This window comes from Brevibacillus parabrevis, assembly GCF_003710905.1.
In the GTDB taxonomy this organism is placed as follows: Bacteria; Bacillota; Bacilli; order Brevibacillales; family Brevibacillaceae; genus Brevibacillus; species Brevibacillus parabrevis.
This window is the reverse complement of record NZ_RHHV01000012.1, coordinates 70,500-85,631: the sequence shown is the minus strand read 5'-3', so window position 1 is coordinate 85,631 and position 15,132 is coordinate 70,500. Positions and strand designations below refer to the sequence as shown.

Below are 15,132 nucleotides of genomic sequence, written 5' to 3'. Positions count from 1 at the left end.
CTGGCGTCGGCTTGAAGCTGACGCCGGTTTTTTTCTTGTTCAGAACACGAAAAGAGGTGAAGGACAATGGGATAGTGATGCAAAGTCGCAAGCGAAAATGGATCGGGCTTGCCGTCGGATGTGTGATCCTTCTGCTCGGGATGCTGGCCAGCGTCCTGTTCGGGCTGCAACAATTCGGCCTCCGCGACATCTGGCTCGCCTATACACAGTTTGACGGCTCCAACGAGCATCTGATCGTGACGACTACGCGTGTTCCCCGGGCGCTGATCGCCGCCGCCGTCGGAGCGAGCTTGGCCGTTGCCGGAGCGATCATGCAGGTGCTGACGAAAAACCCGATAGCCTCGCCTTCTCTGCTCGGGATCAATTCCGGTGCCGTTCTGTTTATCGTTATCGGACTTGCCTTAACCGGATCGTCCCTGCCGATGAGCAGCATGATCTGGATCGCGCTCGGCGGAGCGGCGATAACTTCCTTGTTCGTATATACGCTGAGCATGCAGGGGGGCGGCGGTTTCGAGCCGATCAAGCTGACGCTGGCCGGGGCGGCTGTTGCTGCCTTCGCGTCCTCGGTCACCTCAGGGATTATGCTCATTCACAAGCATTCGCTGGAAACGGCGCTGCTCTGGATGATCGGCTCTGTATCGGGTCGAGAGCTGGGCCATCTGCTGTTCGTCCTGCCGTACTTGTGCGTCGGCTGGCTCCTCGCAATGCTGATCGCAGGCTCCCTCAATGTGCTGGCGCTAGGCGACGACAACGCCAAGTCGCTCGGTCAGCGGCTGACACTGATCCGGGCCGCCTCCGCGCTCGCAGTCGTCCTTCTGGCTGGCAGCTCCGTAGCGGCGGCGGGACCGATCGCCTTCGTCGGACTCATCGTGCCGCATCTGTGCCGATACGCGGTAGGCAGCGATCACCGCTGGCTGCTTCCTTACAGCGCCTTGACCGGAGCGATTTTGCTGGTAGCGGCTGACCTCGCCGCGCGCTTCGTCCTTATGCCGAAAGAAGTCCCGGTCGGCGTGGCGACGGCGCTGATCGGCGTTCCGTTCCTGATCTTCGTGGCGAGAAGGAGGAAGTCATGAAGAGACGTCCGACATGGAAAAATGCGACGATCGTAAGCTCGCTTGCCGTTGCGGCTTTGATCCTCGCCGTCTTCTGTCTGTCGCTCGGCAGTGTGTCCATTCCGATTCGGGACGTGGTCCTGTCGCTTGTCGGCATGAACGGCGAAGGAAGCGATCTGATTATTACACAGTTTCGTTTGCCACGCATCGTAGCGGCGCTCCTGATCGGCGCGGCATTGGCTGTTTCCGGCAGCCTGCTGCAAGGAGTGATCCGCAATCCGCTCGCTTCTCCGGACCTGCTCGGCGTTACGGGCGGCGCTTCGGTAGCGGTGGTCGCTTTTATGACCGCCTTTACCAGCTACAGTATTCATTACGTGCCGATCATCGCGATCGCAGGGGCATTCGCCGCTGCTTCGGTCAACTACTCGTTCGCCTGGAAAAAGGGAGTCACTCCGTCCCGGCTCGTGCTAATCGGTATCGGCATCTCGACGGCGATGAGCGCCTTGACGATGTTTTTGCTGCTGAGCGGCCCCGCCTATCTCGCAGCCCAGGTGCTGAACTGGATGACGGGCAGCTTGTACGGGACGAACTGGAGCTATATCAAGGCCATCTGGCCGTGGATCGTCGCTTTGATCCCGCTGTCGCTCTTGTATGCGAAAGAGCTGGACATTCAGGCGCTCGGCGAAGAAACAGCGATCGGTCTCGGCAGCAGACTTCAGATGAGCCGAATGGCCGCGATGCTACTCAGCGTCGCCCTCGCCGGGGTAGCGGTCGGCATCGCCGGAACGATCTCCTTCATCGGCCTGCTTGCCCCGCATATGGCGAGAAAGCTCGTCGGCAATCGCTACGGAATCGTCATCCCGACGGCAGCGCTCATCGGCGCAATCGTGCTGCTGCTTGCCGATCTGGCGGGACGAATGCTGTTTTTGCCGCTCGATATTCCTGCGGGCGTATTTACCGCCGGAGTGGGCGCTCCGTTTTTCCTGTATCTCTTGTTCAGGCGCAAACGGCCAGGGTCATAATCGGCAAAAGCGAAAAGGAGTCGGAGGCTGGTCCCCGGCTCCTTTTTCTGTATGGATGGGATTTTTGTTTTGCATGGCCAAATGCTTGTACATGATTTGGAAATAGCAAAAAGGCTCCTGTTCTGCCAGAAACAGCAGAACAAGAACCTTTCATTGATAAAGCGATGCGGTCGAGAGGACTTGAACCTCCACGGTGTTGCCACCACTAGAACCTGAATCTAGCGCGTCTGCCAATTCCGCCACGACCGCGTATGAAAATGGTGGAGGCTGACGGGATCGAACCGCCGACCCTCTGCTTGTAAGGCAGATGCTCTCCCAGCTGAGCTAAGCCTCCACAATACCCCGACTTTCGCCGGGGCCCCAACCAGTTGTTGGGCTTCTAAGTGACCCGTAGGGGATTCGAACCCCTGTATGACAGCGTGAAAGGCTGCTGTGTTAAACCGCTTCACCAACGGGCCAAGATGGCGGATGGAGTGGGATTTGAACCCACGAGACGGGTCGACCCCGCCTACACGATTTCCAATCGTGCTCCTTCGGCCGCTCGGACATCCATCCATCTGTATCACTTGCCGAGCTGTACAGCTCAGGCAAGAATTAATCTATCATATCTAGCAAACGATTACAAGATATATTTTAAAATTTGTGGGAATTGCCTAAAGCAAGTTTCTCCCTCCGCCAATATGCTACCAGTAATCATCTATGTTGCGGAGTGATGACAGGTGGGCAGAAGACGACGGCGGGCAAGACGTATCCCTTGTTTGTACGGAAATTGGTGCGGGCCAGGCTGCTCTGGACCAGGCGCCCCTATCGACGATATCGACCGTTGCTGCAAAAAACATGACTACTGCTACCAGAAGCGCGGCTACTTTTCGTGCAGCTGCGATCAGGAGCTGCTGCGCTGTTTGCAGGACAAGATCGATATGAGCACGGAAAAAGGCAGGATGGCTGCGATGATTTCCGCCTATTTTTCCCGATCGAAGTGTATTCCTGACGACATGAAGTAGCCTTTTTACGAATTGTCATTCTTATCATTCTTTATACAAAAAACGGTAACTACTTGGACATAATTCCGCCATATTTCCCGTGATTTTCCTTGGCTTTTTTTGGTACTCTATTGAATGTCCAAGGAGGTTACACGCCGTGGAAGTACACATATGCACCGACGCCCGTGCTGCACTGTCGCTTAAAAGAGAAGTGATCTGCCATGGGATTTCCTGCTTTTACGTCCGCAAGTTTGAAAATGATCAAGTAGAATTTGTATTCCTAGCGCTCTCGGAGCACCAAAAGAAGCTCTTATGCTATACGCTGCGAAATTACAGCTACGCCCTAACTTATCTAGCCTAATCATAGCCATACAGTCGCGATCATTTTCGTCCCCTGGAAAACAGGGGATTTTTTCATTCCCAAAAGCACATGCCCAAGCGGTGAGACGGGAAGAAGCTGCTCTTCCCGCCCCACCCAAGGCAACTTGCTGCCAAAATCCGGCTTCTCGGCTTCCGAACAGCGACGAGTCTGCTTTCGGTTCTTACAGCTTATGCTGTTCGATCTTGCCCAGCCGATGGATATCGTCGGCCGATACGGAGGACAGCGCATCCAAAAACTGAATCTGGAAGCTGCCCGGACCGTCTGCCGCCGATTTTTCCGCTGCTTTTTGCGCAGCCACACCGTATGCGACGAGCGCAGCAGCCCCCGCCGCCAACGTGTTTTCGGCAACAGCGGCAAAAGCCCCCATGACGGAAGTCAACAGGCAGCCTGTTCCCGTCACTTTGGTCAAGATCGGATGGCCGTTGTCGATGGCGTACACCGTACTGCCATCTGAAATGACATCCACCTTGCCCGTGATCGCCACTACCGTCTCCAGCTTCTCGGCAGCTGCTTTGGCGAGCGAAGCGACATCTCCGCCTGCCTCGCCTGCGTCCACGCCTTTAATCTCCCACGATTCCCCGATGACGTTGGCAATCTCCGCCGCATTTCCGCGAACCAGGGCGATATCTAGCTCGCGCACGATTTTTTGTGCCGTTTCGGTTCGATACGGGGTTGCTCCTGCGCCTACCGGATCGAACAAGACCGGAACGTGGTGCTGATTGGCCGATTTGCCCGCAATCAGCATCGCCTTTACTTCCCGCTCGCTCAAGGTGCCCATGTTCAGGACGAGTGATCCGGCGATTTTCGCCATGTCCGCCACTTCTTGCTTCGCATAAGCCATGACGGGAGATGCTCCGAGCGCGAGCAAGCCATTGGCTGTAAAGTTGGTCACGACAACGTTGGTGATGTTGTGCACAAGCGGATTGCGCTCCCGTACTTTTTCAAGCAGTTCACTGATCGCTTCAAGCTTCACGTTCGCCTTCCCTCTCTTTCCTATCTACAGAGCGGGGAACCATCTTGAACACTTCCACGATTTTCCCCAGCTCCGGATGATCCTGTCTTACTCCTATGATGATATAGGAATGATGCAAGACAGGCAATTCAGGCGAGCTGGCAACCACCTTCCAGAGCGTGTCCGTATCGTCCCGCACCTTTGCCAAAAAAGAAATGCGCCCCGCCCGCTGCTGCAAAATTTCAAAGTCCTCCAGCGTACCGCAAATCTTCAAACGTTCATCCGGATGCGCGATCCGGTTTTCCTCTACCCATTTTTCCTTCAATTCCTCGACTTTGAGCGATTTCCACCGATCAAGAAACTCCCAATCTTTGGAATGCGGGAAAATATGCTTCGTCTCTTCCAGGAAGGTGTTGTATTCTCCATGCAACTGATCGACGTATTCGTCCACATCTTCCGAGATGACGCGGATGGAATCCTCCCCGCAAGTGCGGATGTGATGGGCCAGAAACTTGAAGGACTCGATCATGTCAAAGTTCCCCCACCCCCAAGGCTGTTCGCCGAAAACTCCCCCCCGGGTTCGGCACTTTTGGCAGGTGAAGTAATAGTATGTAGCCATATTTGTTCCCCTATCTCCCCTATAATGTCTCCTTTTTGATATCGGTTGCACAAGCCATGCAATTTATGTTACATTCGAACCTATTTTGGAAAAATCAAAAGATGGCCCCCGCGCGACACCGGGAACCACCTCTTCTTATACCCCTTTGATTGCGATCAGCGGCTTGCATTTGGCTACGACAGACGCCAATTTTGCCCCGACGACGGAATCGATAATTTGATCCACGTCTTTGTAAGCTTGCGGACATTCATCCAAAATCGCTGCGAGCGAGCGGTGATTGACCATGATTTCGTCATCCTCGCCTACCCGCAAGGCGCGCTCGAACTGATCAATCGTCACGATTTCTTTCGTAGCCTTGCGGGAGCGCACGCGTCCTGCGCCATGGCAGATCGAGTAAAAGTTTTTCGCTCCGCTGTCTGCCCCTACCATAATGTAGGAAGATGTTCCCATCGAGCCTGGGATCAGCGCCGGATGCCCGGTCTTTTTGTACGCCTTCGGATTTTGGAAGTGGCCTGCCGGAAGCGCCTTGGTCGCCCCTTTGCGGTGGATCAGCATCGGCGTGTTGCGGTGATACTCCTGAAGGGCGTAGTTGTGCATCAAATCGTACAGCACCGGGGTCGAAAAGTCTTTTCCCAGCACATCCTGAAAAGCCCGTTCCACGGAGTAGCCGATCAGATGGCGGTTCGTAACGGCGTAGTTCAACGCCGAGTACATCAGGTTCAAGTATCTTTGCCCTTCCGCCGTCTCGATTGGCGCGTAAACCAGATTCGGCTCCGGGTTCTCGATCCCCCATTTGAACATCGCTTCCTTGAAGCTTTTCGTGTAATCTCTTCCCAGCGTCGCTCCCCAGGCGCGGGAGCCAGAGTGGATCATGATCACGACTTGCCCGTCGAACAAGCCCCATTCTGTGGCGATCTCCCGGTTTTCTTCCGCGATTTCGATCGCCTGGATTTCAATGAAGTGATTTCCTCCCCCCAATGTTCCGAGCTGACCCCACGCCCGCTGCCACGACTTGGCCGGAATGTGTGCCAACGCCGCATGATCGAAGGCAAATGTATGCTTTTCCACGTGTGTAAGCGATCGGCTCACTTCTCCCGGCTCGCCTGTCGGCTTCGCCAAATAAGCAGCCGGCAGTCCGTTCAGTCCATGCTTTACGACTTCCTCGATCGAAATGTCTGTAAAGTCCGTTTGTCCGCGCTCAGAGGTCGGCACGTACGCTTCTATCGCCTCGATCAGCTTCCGCTTCAAATTTTTGTCCTGCAAGTCGTCCCGGTGCAGCGGCGTCATATGCACACGCATGCCGCAGCCGATATCCGAACCGACAATCGACGGTGACACAAATCCGTCGTGCATATTCCAGACCGCAGTCGTCCCAATGCATGTTCCAATTCCGACATGGGCATCCGGCGTGTAAGAAAAATACACATTGCGCGGGATGCGCAGATTGTGCTCTGCCATCTCGTATACGCGTTCCCCAAAGCTGGCAAACACTTCATCGTTGGCAAACACATGCACGGAGCCAGAGCCGAGCTGAACCTCCCGATGGTGCTGTCCGTGGTTTATCGTCTTCATAATCGTGTTCTCCTCTCTTCCTTCCAGCGGGCAAGCTTTGCGTGCCCTTCCTTCTCTCTGTCGTTATCTTCGCTCATTTTTGCATGGATGAACATGGCAAAAGTATTACGACTTGACTTTGGCTCTTGCTCTTTCGTAATATGAGGACTAATTTGGAAAAAATGGCACGGATAAGGATGAATGTAAATGGCTAGAGAAGGCTTTGACAAAGAAATGCAGCTGCTCAGGCTGATGTTTTTGACCGCAGGCGCCTACAATCGGCAACAGTTGGCGCAAAGACTGGGCATCTCCGTACACACGCTGGATAAAACGGTGAAAAAGCTCAAGGAAATCCAGTCCACGATCTACCAGTACGTGACGGATGAGGAGAAGAAAGGTTACTACACACAGTTGCGCTACAACCACTTCGCTGTCACCGACAATTTCCTGATGTTTCTCTATCACGCCAAATCGTTGAAAGAGTCGGAAGTGGAGCGGCTTTCCCGCCTCTTGGAGCAACTCAGCCAACAGCCGTGCTCTACAAAAGAGCTGCTAGATTGTTTTCTCTCCACGCCAACTGGCGAAGTTCCGGATGAAAAAACATTGCGGCAAGATTTGAAATACTTGGAAGAACTCGGCGTCATCCAAAAAAGCGGGGAAGCCCGTCCGTTCGTCTATTCCTTCGCGCAAGACCTGTGGAACTGCCTGACAGAAGACGAGCTATTGGACTTGCACGACTTCATCGACATCATGGCAAACACGCAACTGCCTGCTGTGCCCGGCTACTTTTTGCGCCACAAGACACAACGCTTCCTGGACAGACGCCTGCAACGCGAGGATTGGCAAGCCTTTTTGTTCAAATATCACTTCGTTTCCCGCATTCTTGACGAGCAGCAGGCGCTGATTCTCGCCGCTGCGATCACCAAGCAGCAAATGGTTGAATTTTGCTATTTCACGCCCAAGCGCAGCAAATTTTACGATTCGCAAAATACGAATCCGGCCTTCCAGCGCGATTCGTCAGGAAAGCCGCAAAACGTGTATCCGTTGCGGGTCATTTTTGACCATCAGTACGGGCGCTGGTATTTGCTCGCGCAGGAAAGCGAAAATGGCCCGCTGAAAAAATACCGCGTGGAAGGAATGACCCAGCTCGCTCTCGGCAAACAAGCCCATCCTGACGCTTTTGCCCGCATGCGGGAGCGCGTAGACAAGCAAATCCAGACGAGTTGGCTCATCGACACAGGAGATCCCGTGACGATCAGGCTGCGCTTCTTCCACCCCAAGCACACGCCGCATTCTTTCATCAAGGAAAGAGTCGAGGCGCAAGGTCAGTGGGGCAGCATCACGGAAGAAACCAGGGACAACTTCGTGTACGAGATCACAGTCAACGGCACGCAGGAGATCACGCCCTGGATTCGCAGCTTCGGTTCCAGTTGCGAAGTGCTTGCACCAGCTTTTTTGCGCAGGCAGTTTCAAAAAGAATGGGAGGAGCTGCTCGCTTACTATGAATCTGTTTGATAAAATACACAACTACCAGCTTGTTGCGCGGCTGGACGAAGCGGGCCTGTATCCGGTGACGTCGCACGAGAAAGCGTGGCTTGCCATGATGCTTGCCCACCCGGCCGCCGCCCACTTTTTTGCAGCCGATACTTTGCAAAAGCTCCAGCAACTGACCGCCACGCACGAACGATCGGCCGATCAAGCATCGTTTGTGGAAAAAGCGGGCGCGTCCACCAAGCAAGTCTGGCATCCGCTCATCCGCAAGCTGCGCCGCATCATTCTCGGCAAAAATCACATTTTGGTTCATAGCGCTACCCGAAAAGGCCCGGCTTTCCGCAAGCAGCGCGGCGTCCCGTACAAGCTGGAGTATTCCCTGGTCAAAAAAGACTGGTATCTGATCTGGTTGACAGTCGATTCCAATCAACTGCTTACCACGCCACTCTCGCTCATCCAGTCCATCAAGGAAATCTACATCGAGGACGAGTGGTACGACAGCTTTTTGCCTGTCATTGCCGGAAAACTGGCGGCGCGCAAAAAATCGGCGAAAATCTTGGTCGTGCGCCGCTACAATAACGAGCTGCAACGCATCTTGTACGCCTTTTCCTGCTTTGACAAAGACGTCGCCTACGACCCGGACACACATGAATACACGATCACCTTGCGCTTTTTGCAGGACGAGCAAGAATTTATTTTGTCCCGGCTGCGCTTTCTCGGCTTGCGGGTCAAAGTGGTCGAGAACGATCAGCTGAAAAAGCGCATGGCTGAGTCAGCCGCGAACGCTTTGGCGCGATACGTTCCTCCCCTCCACTAATTTCCTAAGCAAAATCAGGAAAAAATGCCCTACTGGCAGGCTGCTTTTCCCTTTATCATTGTCCAAAGAGCAACTGACAATCGATGACCAGAGGTAGACATCATGAAACGAACAAGCAAAACAGCGTTCCTGCTCGGCGCGCTGACCGTATGTTTCGCTGTGGCCGCTTTCACGGAGCCGGCACAAGCAGCGCAAGCGCAAGCCAAAGTCGTTGCGACCTCCCTGAACGTCCGCAGCGAACCAGCTTTGCAGTCGTCCGTCGTTGCGACGCTGAAGTACGGTACATCCGTGACCATCTCGGACGAATCGCATGGCTGGGTGAAAATCAACTACCAGGGCACGAGCGGCTGGGTTGCCGGCTATTACTTGCAAAAAGGCGCGGCTGGCACCGCCTCCTCCCCTGCGAAAAGCTCAGGCACATCCGTGCAAGCCCCATCAGCTGCTGGCAGCAAAAAAACAGGCTTCGTGACAGCCGATGCGCTGCGCATGCGCAAAGGTCCCGGACTTACGCATGACATTTTGCACGTGCTGTCCGCAGGCACGCAGGTAGAGATCGTCAACAGGCAAGCAGACTGGCTCCAGGCCAGAACCGCCGATGGCAAAACAGGCTGGGTATCGTCGAGTTACATCCAGGAAGGAAAAAGCAGTCCAGCCACTAGCAAGAGCAACAAGTCAGGCGGACTGCGGGGCAAAGTCATCGTGCTTGATCCGGGGCACGGCGGAAGCGATGTAGGAACGCTCGGAACGAAGTGGAACACCGAAGAGAAGACGCTGAACCAGAAAACTACGGCGCTGTTGGCGAGCAAGTTGCGGCAGCGCGGGGCGCAGGTCATTTTGACGCGGACGAGCGATGCGGAAAAGCCTTCGCTCTCGCAGCGGGTGGCGATCAGCGAGGCGCGGGGAGCAGACGCCTTCGTCAGCATCCACTACAATTCTTCGACCAAGCCAAACAGCGGCACCTTGACCTTTTTTTATGCGCAAAACAAAGACTACGACCTCGCCCGCAGTATCGAATCGCGCCTGGCAAGCGGCATAGGCTTGAAAAGCAACGGCATCTCCTACGGCGACTACCACGTCCTGCGGGAAAACGACAGGCCGTCCGTGCTCGTGGAGCTGGGCTTTTTATCGAATCCAAAAGACGAAGCGCTCGTTCGCACGTCCTCGTACCAGGAAAAAGCCGCGCAAGCCATCGCGGATGGACTCGCCGACTACTTCGGAGGTTGAGCATAAGGCTGTATGTTGTAGGAGAACAGCTTCCGCTCGAATTTGCCTTTGGCGCCGATCAGCTGGTACCATGTTTCCCCGATCAACAGATCCGTGGCGAAATCTTTTTCCAGCAGCTGCGTAATCCGGTTAATCGCTGCTTGCTCGTGATCGGCGGCCGACTTGCAAGATAACGCCAGCACAAAATACGGCTGGTCGTCCTCCATCTCCAGCATTTGCAAGTAAGCCGTGCCGTCGTGCTTGAGGTTAAACGCATCGATGACACGAGCCAAGCCTTGCCGCGGCTGAACCTTGAACTTCCCGGCTTCCTTCCAGCACGTAATCAGCGAATCGTACAAGGAAAACGTCAGGATGAAATGGCGGCTGTAATCGCTTGGATCAAACGCTTTTGGCCCCGCTCCCTTTTCTTTTGCCGGGATGACCACGAACGCTTTGTAGTTGCCAAAAAAACGATCGCTCATTGCTCCCCCGTCCTTTCCGTCAAAACTCTCGTAAGGGTTAGTATCCACTACTTCGCCATATAGTTATGTACGTAGAAATGGCAAAAGGCCAAGTCGACAGCTAACCCGACTTGGCCTTTTGCGCGCATGTGTATAGGCATGTTTTTCAACTGGATTACTCATTTTCATTGGTGCGTCACAGAGACGTTGCCATGAGCGTGCGCCTCTTCCTCTACGGCGATTCCTGTTCCGGATTTGACCGTCCAGGTAATCACTTGGCTGGAAATGACTACAGCTAAAATGGTGTACAGCATCTCTTTCATCGGCACATACCAGAACGACAGGCACAAAACCATCACGTCCAGCAACAAGAAAATCGTACCGATGGACAATCCCGTATACTTGCTGAGCAACAGGGACAAAATGTCGTCGCCGCCCGTCGCTGCTCCGTAGCGCAAAACCAGTCCCGTGCCGAGTCCGGTCAATACGCCTGACAGTACAGAAGCCAGGGGCATCATTCTGCTCATGTCCATGACAATCGGGGAATACTGTTCAAACAGCTCGTAAAACCCGGTAAAAGCCAAAGAGGCAAAAATCGTATCCCAGATGAATTGTCGCCCTCTCACTAACCAGGCAACCAAAAACAGCGGGATATCCAACAGCAGCACCATTAACGCTGGCGACAGGTCAAAGACGTATTTGGCCAACAGGCCCAAACCTACAAAGCCACCTTCAGACAAATGGTTCTGAAAGTTAATGTGATAATACGCAAATGCCAGCAAACAAGCTCCAAACAAAATCATACCGTAACGTTGAACAAATTGCAGCGCTCTCCTCATCATCGATTCCTCGCATTTTTGTCGGTTTTGGCACAGACGACCAACCGACTACGGAGGAACATCGCAAGTATAAGTCGCTACTCATACAAAGGGCCTCGCTTTCGTAGTAGATTGGTCGTCCAAGTGACGATCGACTACTACGAAGCTAGATGTAGGAGAGGTCAAAACGTTTCCAGATCGTCCTATGGGGACGCATGGTATCCTGATCCCTTCCATTGCTTTTCTTATATTATAGCATAAAAAAGGGAAAAAGACGACTCGAACCGTCTTTTCCCCTTCCTAAAAGCGAAACGCCTTGCTTTTGATCTCCAGCGGAATGCCTGCCGTGAGCAGGAAAACCTGATCGGCTGCCGCCGCCATGCGCTGGTTCATCAGGCCCGCCAAATCGCGGAACATGCGTCCCAGCGGATACTCCGGAACCAGCCCGTCTCCGACTTCATTCGTAACGAACAAAATCGTTCCGGGAAAATGTTGCAGAGCTGCAATCAGCTCATCTACCTGTGCAAGCGTGCGTTCCACTGCCTGCTCCTGTTCGTGGCGGATCAGCCAGTTGGACAGCCAGACGATCAGGCAATCAACCAGCACGACTGCCTGATTTTGCTTGAACTCGTCTCGCTGCTGCAACGAGCGAATCACGTCAGCGAGTGCATAAGGCTCCTCGACTGTCTCCCACAGAAAGCCGCTTTGCTGTCTTCGCGCGCGATGCCTTGCGATCCGCTCGCGCATCTCCTCGTCAAAAGCTTGCGCGGTGGCGATATAGACGCCTGCTTTTCCCAGATGAGCCGCATATGTTTCCGCAAACGTGCTCTTGCCGCTGCGCGCACCGCCTGTCACAAGTACGATCATTCCAACGTCTCCTTACGCCCGGGATTGCAGCATGATTTGCGGCAAATGATGGACAGGGTGCTCCATGACGATCGGCCTTGTCCCGTACACCGCTTCAATCTTGTCCGTTTGCAGCATGTCTTGCGGCGTTCCTACCCCAATCTGCACTCCTTTGTGCAGCATCAGGATGCGGTCGCAGTAGAGCGACGCCAGATTCAAGTCGTGCAGAACCGCCACGACGGTCACTTGCGTCGTCTTTTGCCACTTGCGGACAATATCCATCAGTTGAATCTGGTAGCCGATATCGAGGTACGTAGTCGGTTCGTCCAGCAGCAGCAGTTGCGGTTTTTGCACGAGCGCCTTGCCCAAAGCCACGCGCTGCTTCTCCCCGCCGCTCAGCTGATCCAGCGTGCGCTCCGCCAGCGGCACAAGCCCCAGCAGCTGCATGATTTCCTCGATCAGCGGCGTGACGTCATCCTTTTCCTCGCCGAGCCAGTTTTGATAAGGAAAGCGTCCCATCTCCAGCACTTCGCGGACACGGAAACCGACAGGAGGCAGCCCTTCCTGTTCCAGTACGGCGAGAATACGAGCCAGCTCTTTGCGCGTATAGCGGGCAAGCGGCTTGTCGGCGAGCGTGATCTCTCCCGCATCAGGGGCAATGACGCTGGAGATCATTTTCAGCAGCGTCGATTTGCCGCTGCCATTCGGGCCGATGATGCCGAAAAACTCGCCCCGCTTCACGTCAAAATCGATTTCTGTTAAAACCGATACACCCTGGTAAGCTTTTTGCAAACCTCGTACGTGGATCATCGCAGCTACCTCCTTCCGGTTCGTTTGTTTTGCTTCAACAAATAGGCGAAAAACGGCGCTCCCAAAAACGCGGTCACGACGCCGAGCGGGATTTCCGTAGGAACGAGCAGCATCCGCGCCAGCGTATCCGCCCACAGGACGTAGATGCCGCCGCCAATCGCCGACATCGGCAGCAGGATGCGATGATCCGGCCCGACCAGCATCCGCACCAGATGCGGTACGACGAGGCCAACGAAGCCGATGATCCCTGAGATCGAAACCGCTGCCGCCGTCAACAAAGTCGATACGAGCAAAATAATGAGCTTCGTCTTGTCGACATTGACGCCCAGGTGCGCCGCCTGACGCTCACCCAGGGCAAACAGGTTCAAGGAGCGGGCATAGCCAACCAGCACGATTACGCCAATCAGCACATACGGAATCAGCACATACGTAAAAGCCCAGCCGCGAAACGACAAGCTGCCCATCAGCCAAAAGACGATTTCGTTCACCGTCTGGTTCGACAAGGACACCATAAAAGAGACGAGCGAACCGAGAAACGCCTGAATGACGACCCCGGATAAAATGAGCGTCTCTGTTTGCAGCTTGCCCTGCGTCTTCGCCAGCGACAGTACAATCCACAGACTGCACAGCCCCGTCAAAAAGGCGACCACAGGCGTGCTCCATTCCCCGAGAAAAGCGAATTGCAAGCCAAACAGGATCAGAAAAGCGGCACCGACAGCAGCTCCGGATGCCACTCCCATCGTAAACGGGTCTGCGAGCGGATTGCGCAGCACCCCTTGAAATCCGGCGCCCGCAAGCGACAGGCAAGCCCCTACCAGGATCGCCAGGATGACGCGGGGAAAACGCACTTTCATCACGATTTGCTCGGACGAATCCGGCCATGTCACGGCAACCAAGTCCGACATGCCGGGGAGCTGATGCAACAAGATCAGCCATACTTGCGAAAGCGGAAGCGATGCCGCTCCCATCGAAATGCTGACTACCGCCGATGCCAGCAGGATCAGACTGCTGGCTCCTCCCCATAAAAGCAACTGCTTCTTCATTTTATTTCACCAGATCAGGGTAAATCGCTTTGGCTACCTCGATCAAACCTTGGGTAATCCGCGGTCCCGGGCGCGAAAGCAAATTTTGCTCCATCCCGAAAATCTGCTTGTCGCGGATCGCCTTCATCTTGTCCCAGCCGTTGCGGTTCGCAATGATGTCCTCCAGCTTTTTCCCTGTCTTGTCGTCCGTAATGCCTTTTGCATACAAAATGACGTCAGGATCGCTTTTTAAAATCTTTTCTTCGCTGATCGGGTTCCACCCTTGGGTATCAGCGGCAATGTTTGTCGCGCCTGCCAGTGAGATCAGCTCATCCAGAAATTCCCCTTTGCCTACCGTCCAGCCCGGCGAAAATTCCAGGTACACTTTTTTCTTGTCTTCCGGCTTCACCGCTTTGACCGCTTCCTGCACGCGCGCGATGTCCTGCTTCATGCTTGCGACTACTTTTTCCGCCTGCTCCTGTCTGTTTGTAATGACACCCATCGCCAAAATGTTGTCAAATATCTCATCCATTTTTTGCGGGTGAGTCACGTAAACAGGCATGCCCAACGTTTTCAGCTTCGCAGCGACAGGCTCATCCATCGAGATTCCGCCGATGACCAGATCAGGCGACTGGGCGAGAATCGCCTCTTCGCTCGGCTTGACGACACCGCCCACTTTCGGCTTCGTGGCAGCTTCTGCCGGATAATCGTCGTAGTCGGACACCCCGACGATCCGGTCGTTCAGGCCGAGTGCGAACAAAATCTCTGTTTCACCCGGAGAGGTGGAGACAATCCGCTGCGGCTCTTTTTGCAAGGTCACTTCTTTTCCCGTCGAATCTTTGACCGTCAGCGGGTAGACAGTGGCTTTGGCCGTTGTTTCCTGTGGTGTTGTCTGTGGCGCCTCTGTCTTTGGAGCAGGGGCTGTTTGCGTGTTGCCATTGCCTGTGCAGCCGACCAAGCTTGCAGCAATGACCATGGGCATGAGCAGTTTCCACGAACGTTTCATATGTATAACTTCCTTTCTGGGCAACTGGTTGATTCTTAGCATAGAAAAACCCCTTCGCTTCCAGCGGGAAACAAAAGGGTCGACTTGCCAGGACGAT

The 15,132-nt window shown here is 54.4% G+C and carries 15 protein-coding genes and 4 tRNA genes; 6 read left to right on the top strand and 13 right to left on the bottom strand.

What is annotated here, in order from left to right; translation table 11 throughout:
• The first annotated feature begins 77 nt into the window (after positions 1–77).
• Both EDM60_RS16260 and EDM60_RS16255 read left to right on the top strand, forming a co-directional pair.
• Positions 78–1,073, top strand: coding sequence for a FecCD family ABC transporter permease (locus tag EDM60_RS16260; protein ID WP_122964919.1), 996 nt, complete (start codon positions 78–80; stop codon positions 1,071–1,073).
• Entirely contained in the window at positions 1,070–2,074 is a 1,005-nt protein-coding gene (locus EDM60_RS16255; RefSeq protein ID WP_122964918.1) for a FecCD family ABC transporter permease, read from the top strand. Before EDM60_RS16260 ends, EDM60_RS16255 begins: the two co-directional genes overlap by 4 nt.
• Before the next feature lie 165 nt (positions 2,075–2,239).
• Here the strand turns inward: EDM60_RS16255 and EDM60_RS16250 are convergent.
• The 4 genes from EDM60_RS16250 to EDM60_RS16235 all read right to left on the bottom strand — a co-directional run bounded on the left by EDM60_RS16250 (position 2,240) and on the right by EDM60_RS16235 (position 2,629).
• A tRNA-Leu gene (locus EDM60_RS16250) sits at positions 2,240–2,323 on the bottom strand.
• 9 nt (positions 2,324–2,332) lie between these two features.
• A tRNA-Val gene (locus tag EDM60_RS16245) sits at positions 2,333–2,408 on the bottom strand.
• Positions 2,409–2,458: 50 nt separating this feature from the next.
• Positions 2,459–2,532 (bottom strand) — tRNA-Glu (locus EDM60_RS16240).
• 4 nt (positions 2,533–2,536) lie between these two features.
• Positions 2,537–2,629 (bottom strand) — tRNA-Ser (locus tag EDM60_RS16235).
• Positions 2,630–2,793: 164 nt separating this feature from the next.
• Here EDM60_RS16235 and EDM60_RS16230 point away from each other — a divergent pair.
• Positions 2,794–3,078: a phospholipase A2 family protein gene (locus EDM60_RS16230; RefSeq protein ID WP_063229741.1), complete on the top strand. Its 285-nt coding sequence runs from the start codon at positions 2,794–2,796 to the stop codon at positions 3,076–3,078.
• Between the two features lie 521 nt (positions 3,079–3,599).
• On the opposite strand, the gene thiM is transcribed toward EDM60_RS16230, so the two are convergent.
• From thiM to EDM60_RS16210, 3 genes are all read right to left on the bottom strand, one after another.
• On the bottom strand, positions 3,600–4,412 hold the full coding sequence (gene thiM / locus EDM60_RS16220; protein ID WP_122964916.1) for a hydroxyethylthiazole kinase: 813 nt from the start codon (positions 4,410–4,412) through the stop codon (positions 3,600–3,602).
• Positions 4,402–4,920 carry a hypothetical protein gene (locus tag EDM60_RS16215; protein ID WP_229049707.1) on the bottom strand — a complete coding sequence of 173 codons (519 nt, stop codon included), beginning with the start codon at positions 4,918–4,920 and terminating at the stop codon, positions 4,402–4,404. Before EDM60_RS16215 ends, thiM begins: the two co-directional genes overlap by 11 nt.
• 225 nt (positions 4,921–5,145) lie before the next feature.
• Entirely contained in the window at positions 5,146–6,582 is a 1,437-nt protein-coding gene (locus EDM60_RS16210) for an RtcB family protein (protein ID WP_122964914.1), read from the bottom strand.
• Between the two features lie 186 nt (positions 6,583–6,768).
• Between EDM60_RS16210 and EDM60_RS16205 the strand changes: the two genes are divergently transcribed.
• The 3 genes from EDM60_RS16205 (at position 6,769) to EDM60_RS16195 (ending at position 10,093) form a co-directional block, all read left to right on the top strand.
• The gene (locus tag EDM60_RS16205; protein ID WP_122964913.1) at positions 6,769–8,076 is read left to right on the top strand and encodes a helix-turn-helix transcriptional regulator; all 1,308 of its coding nucleotides are present in this window, start codon (positions 6,769–6,771) and stop codon (positions 8,074–8,076) included.
• Entirely contained in the window at positions 8,063–8,869 is an 807-nt protein-coding gene (locus EDM60_RS16200) for a WYL domain-containing protein (protein WP_122964912.1), read from the top strand. The genes EDM60_RS16205 and EDM60_RS16200 overlap by 14 nt, the downstream gene beginning before the upstream one ends.
• Before the next feature lie 102 nt (positions 8,870–8,971).
• Positions 8,972–10,093, top strand: a complete 1,122-nt coding sequence (locus EDM60_RS16195; protein ID WP_122964911.1) for an N-acetylmuramoyl-L-alanine amidase family protein — start codon at positions 8,972–8,974, stop codon at positions 10,091–10,093.
• Here EDM60_RS16195 and EDM60_RS16190 read toward each other — a convergent pair.
• From EDM60_RS16190 to EDM60_RS16165, 6 genes are all read right to left on the bottom strand, one after another.
• Entirely contained in the window at positions 10,078–10,554 is a 477-nt protein-coding gene (locus EDM60_RS16190; protein ID WP_122964910.1) for a hypothetical protein, read from the bottom strand. The genes EDM60_RS16195 and EDM60_RS16190 overlap by 16 nt on opposite strands.
• Before the next feature lie 164 nt (positions 10,555–10,718).
• Entirely contained in the window at positions 10,719–11,375 is a 657-nt protein-coding gene (locus tag EDM60_RS16185; protein ID WP_122964909.1) for a YitT family protein, read from the bottom strand.
• A 276-nt stretch (positions 11,376–11,651) separates the two neighbouring features.
• Complete coding sequence (gene cobU / locus EDM60_RS16180; RefSeq protein WP_122964908.1) at positions 11,652–12,218, bottom strand: bifunctional adenosylcobinamide kinase/adenosylcobinamide-phosphate guanylyltransferase; 567 nt, start codon at positions 12,216–12,218, stop codon at positions 11,652–11,654.
• Positions 12,219–12,230: 12 nt separating this feature from the next.
• Positions 12,231–13,007, bottom strand: coding sequence for an ABC transporter ATP-binding protein (locus EDM60_RS16175; protein ID WP_122964907.1), 777 nt, complete (start codon positions 13,005–13,007; stop codon positions 12,231–12,233).
• Positions 13,008–13,012: 5 nt separating this feature from the next.
• Positions 13,013–14,050: a FecCD family ABC transporter permease gene (locus tag EDM60_RS16170; protein WP_063229754.1), complete on the bottom strand. Its 1,038-nt coding sequence runs from the start codon at positions 14,048–14,050 to the stop codon at positions 13,013–13,015.
• 1 nt (position 14,051) lies between these two features.
• Positions 14,052–15,035, bottom strand: coding sequence for an ABC transporter substrate-binding protein (locus EDM60_RS16165; protein WP_122964906.1), 984 nt, complete (start codon positions 15,033–15,035; stop codon positions 14,052–14,054).
• Between the last annotated feature and the right edge of the window lie 97 nt (positions 15,036–15,132).

Excerpts from the sequence above, each read along its gene's own strand:
- EDM60_RS16260 (WP_122964919.1), top strand. The coding sequence starts at position 78 with ATGCAAAGTCGCAAGCGAAAATGGATCGGGCTTGCCGTCGGATGTGTG.
- EDM60_RS16255 (WP_122964918.1), top strand. The coding sequence starts at position 1,070 with ATGAAGAGACGTCCGACATGGAAAAATGCGACGATCGTAAGCTCGCTT.
- EDM60_RS16215 (WP_229049707.1), bottom strand. The coding sequence starts at position 4,920 with ATGATCGAGTCCTTCAAGTTTCTGGCCCATCACATCCGCACTTGCGGG.
- EDM60_RS16210 (WP_122964914.1), bottom strand. The coding sequence starts at position 6,582 with ATGAAGACGATAAACCACGGACAGCACCATCGGGAGGTTCAGCTCGGC.
- EDM60_RS16205 (WP_122964913.1), top strand. The coding sequence starts at position 6,769 with ATGGCTAGAGAAGGCTTTGACAAAGAAATGCAGCTGCTCAGGCTGATG.
- EDM60_RS16200 (WP_122964912.1), top strand. The coding sequence starts at position 8,063 with ATGAATCTGTTTGATAAAATACACAACTACCAGCTTGTTGCGCGGCTG.
- EDM60_RS16195 (WP_122964911.1), top strand. The coding sequence starts at position 8,972 with ATGAAACGAACAAGCAAAACAGCGTTCCTGCTCGGCGCGCTGACCGTA.
- EDM60_RS16190 (WP_122964910.1), bottom strand. The coding sequence starts at position 10,554 with ATGAGCGATCGTTTTTTTGGCAACTACAAAGCGTTCGTGGTCATCCCG.
- EDM60_RS16185 (WP_122964909.1), bottom strand. The coding sequence starts at position 11,375 with ATGATGAGGAGAGCGCTGCAATTTGTTCAACGTTACGGTATGATTTTG.
- cobU (WP_122964908.1), bottom strand. The coding sequence starts at position 12,218 with ATGATCGTACTTGTGACAGGCGGTGCGCGCAGCGGCAAGAGCACGTTT.
- EDM60_RS16175 (WP_122964907.1), bottom strand. The coding sequence starts at position 13,007 with ATGATCCACGTACGAGGTTTGCAAAAAGCTTACCAGGGTGTATCGGTT.
- EDM60_RS16170 (WP_063229754.1), bottom strand. The coding sequence starts at position 14,050 with ATGAAGAAGCAGTTGCTTTTATGGGGAGGAGCCAGCAGTCTGATCCTG.
- EDM60_RS16165 (WP_122964906.1), bottom strand. The coding sequence starts at position 15,035 with ATGAAACGTTCGTGGAAACTGCTCATGCCCATGGTCATTGCTGCAAGC.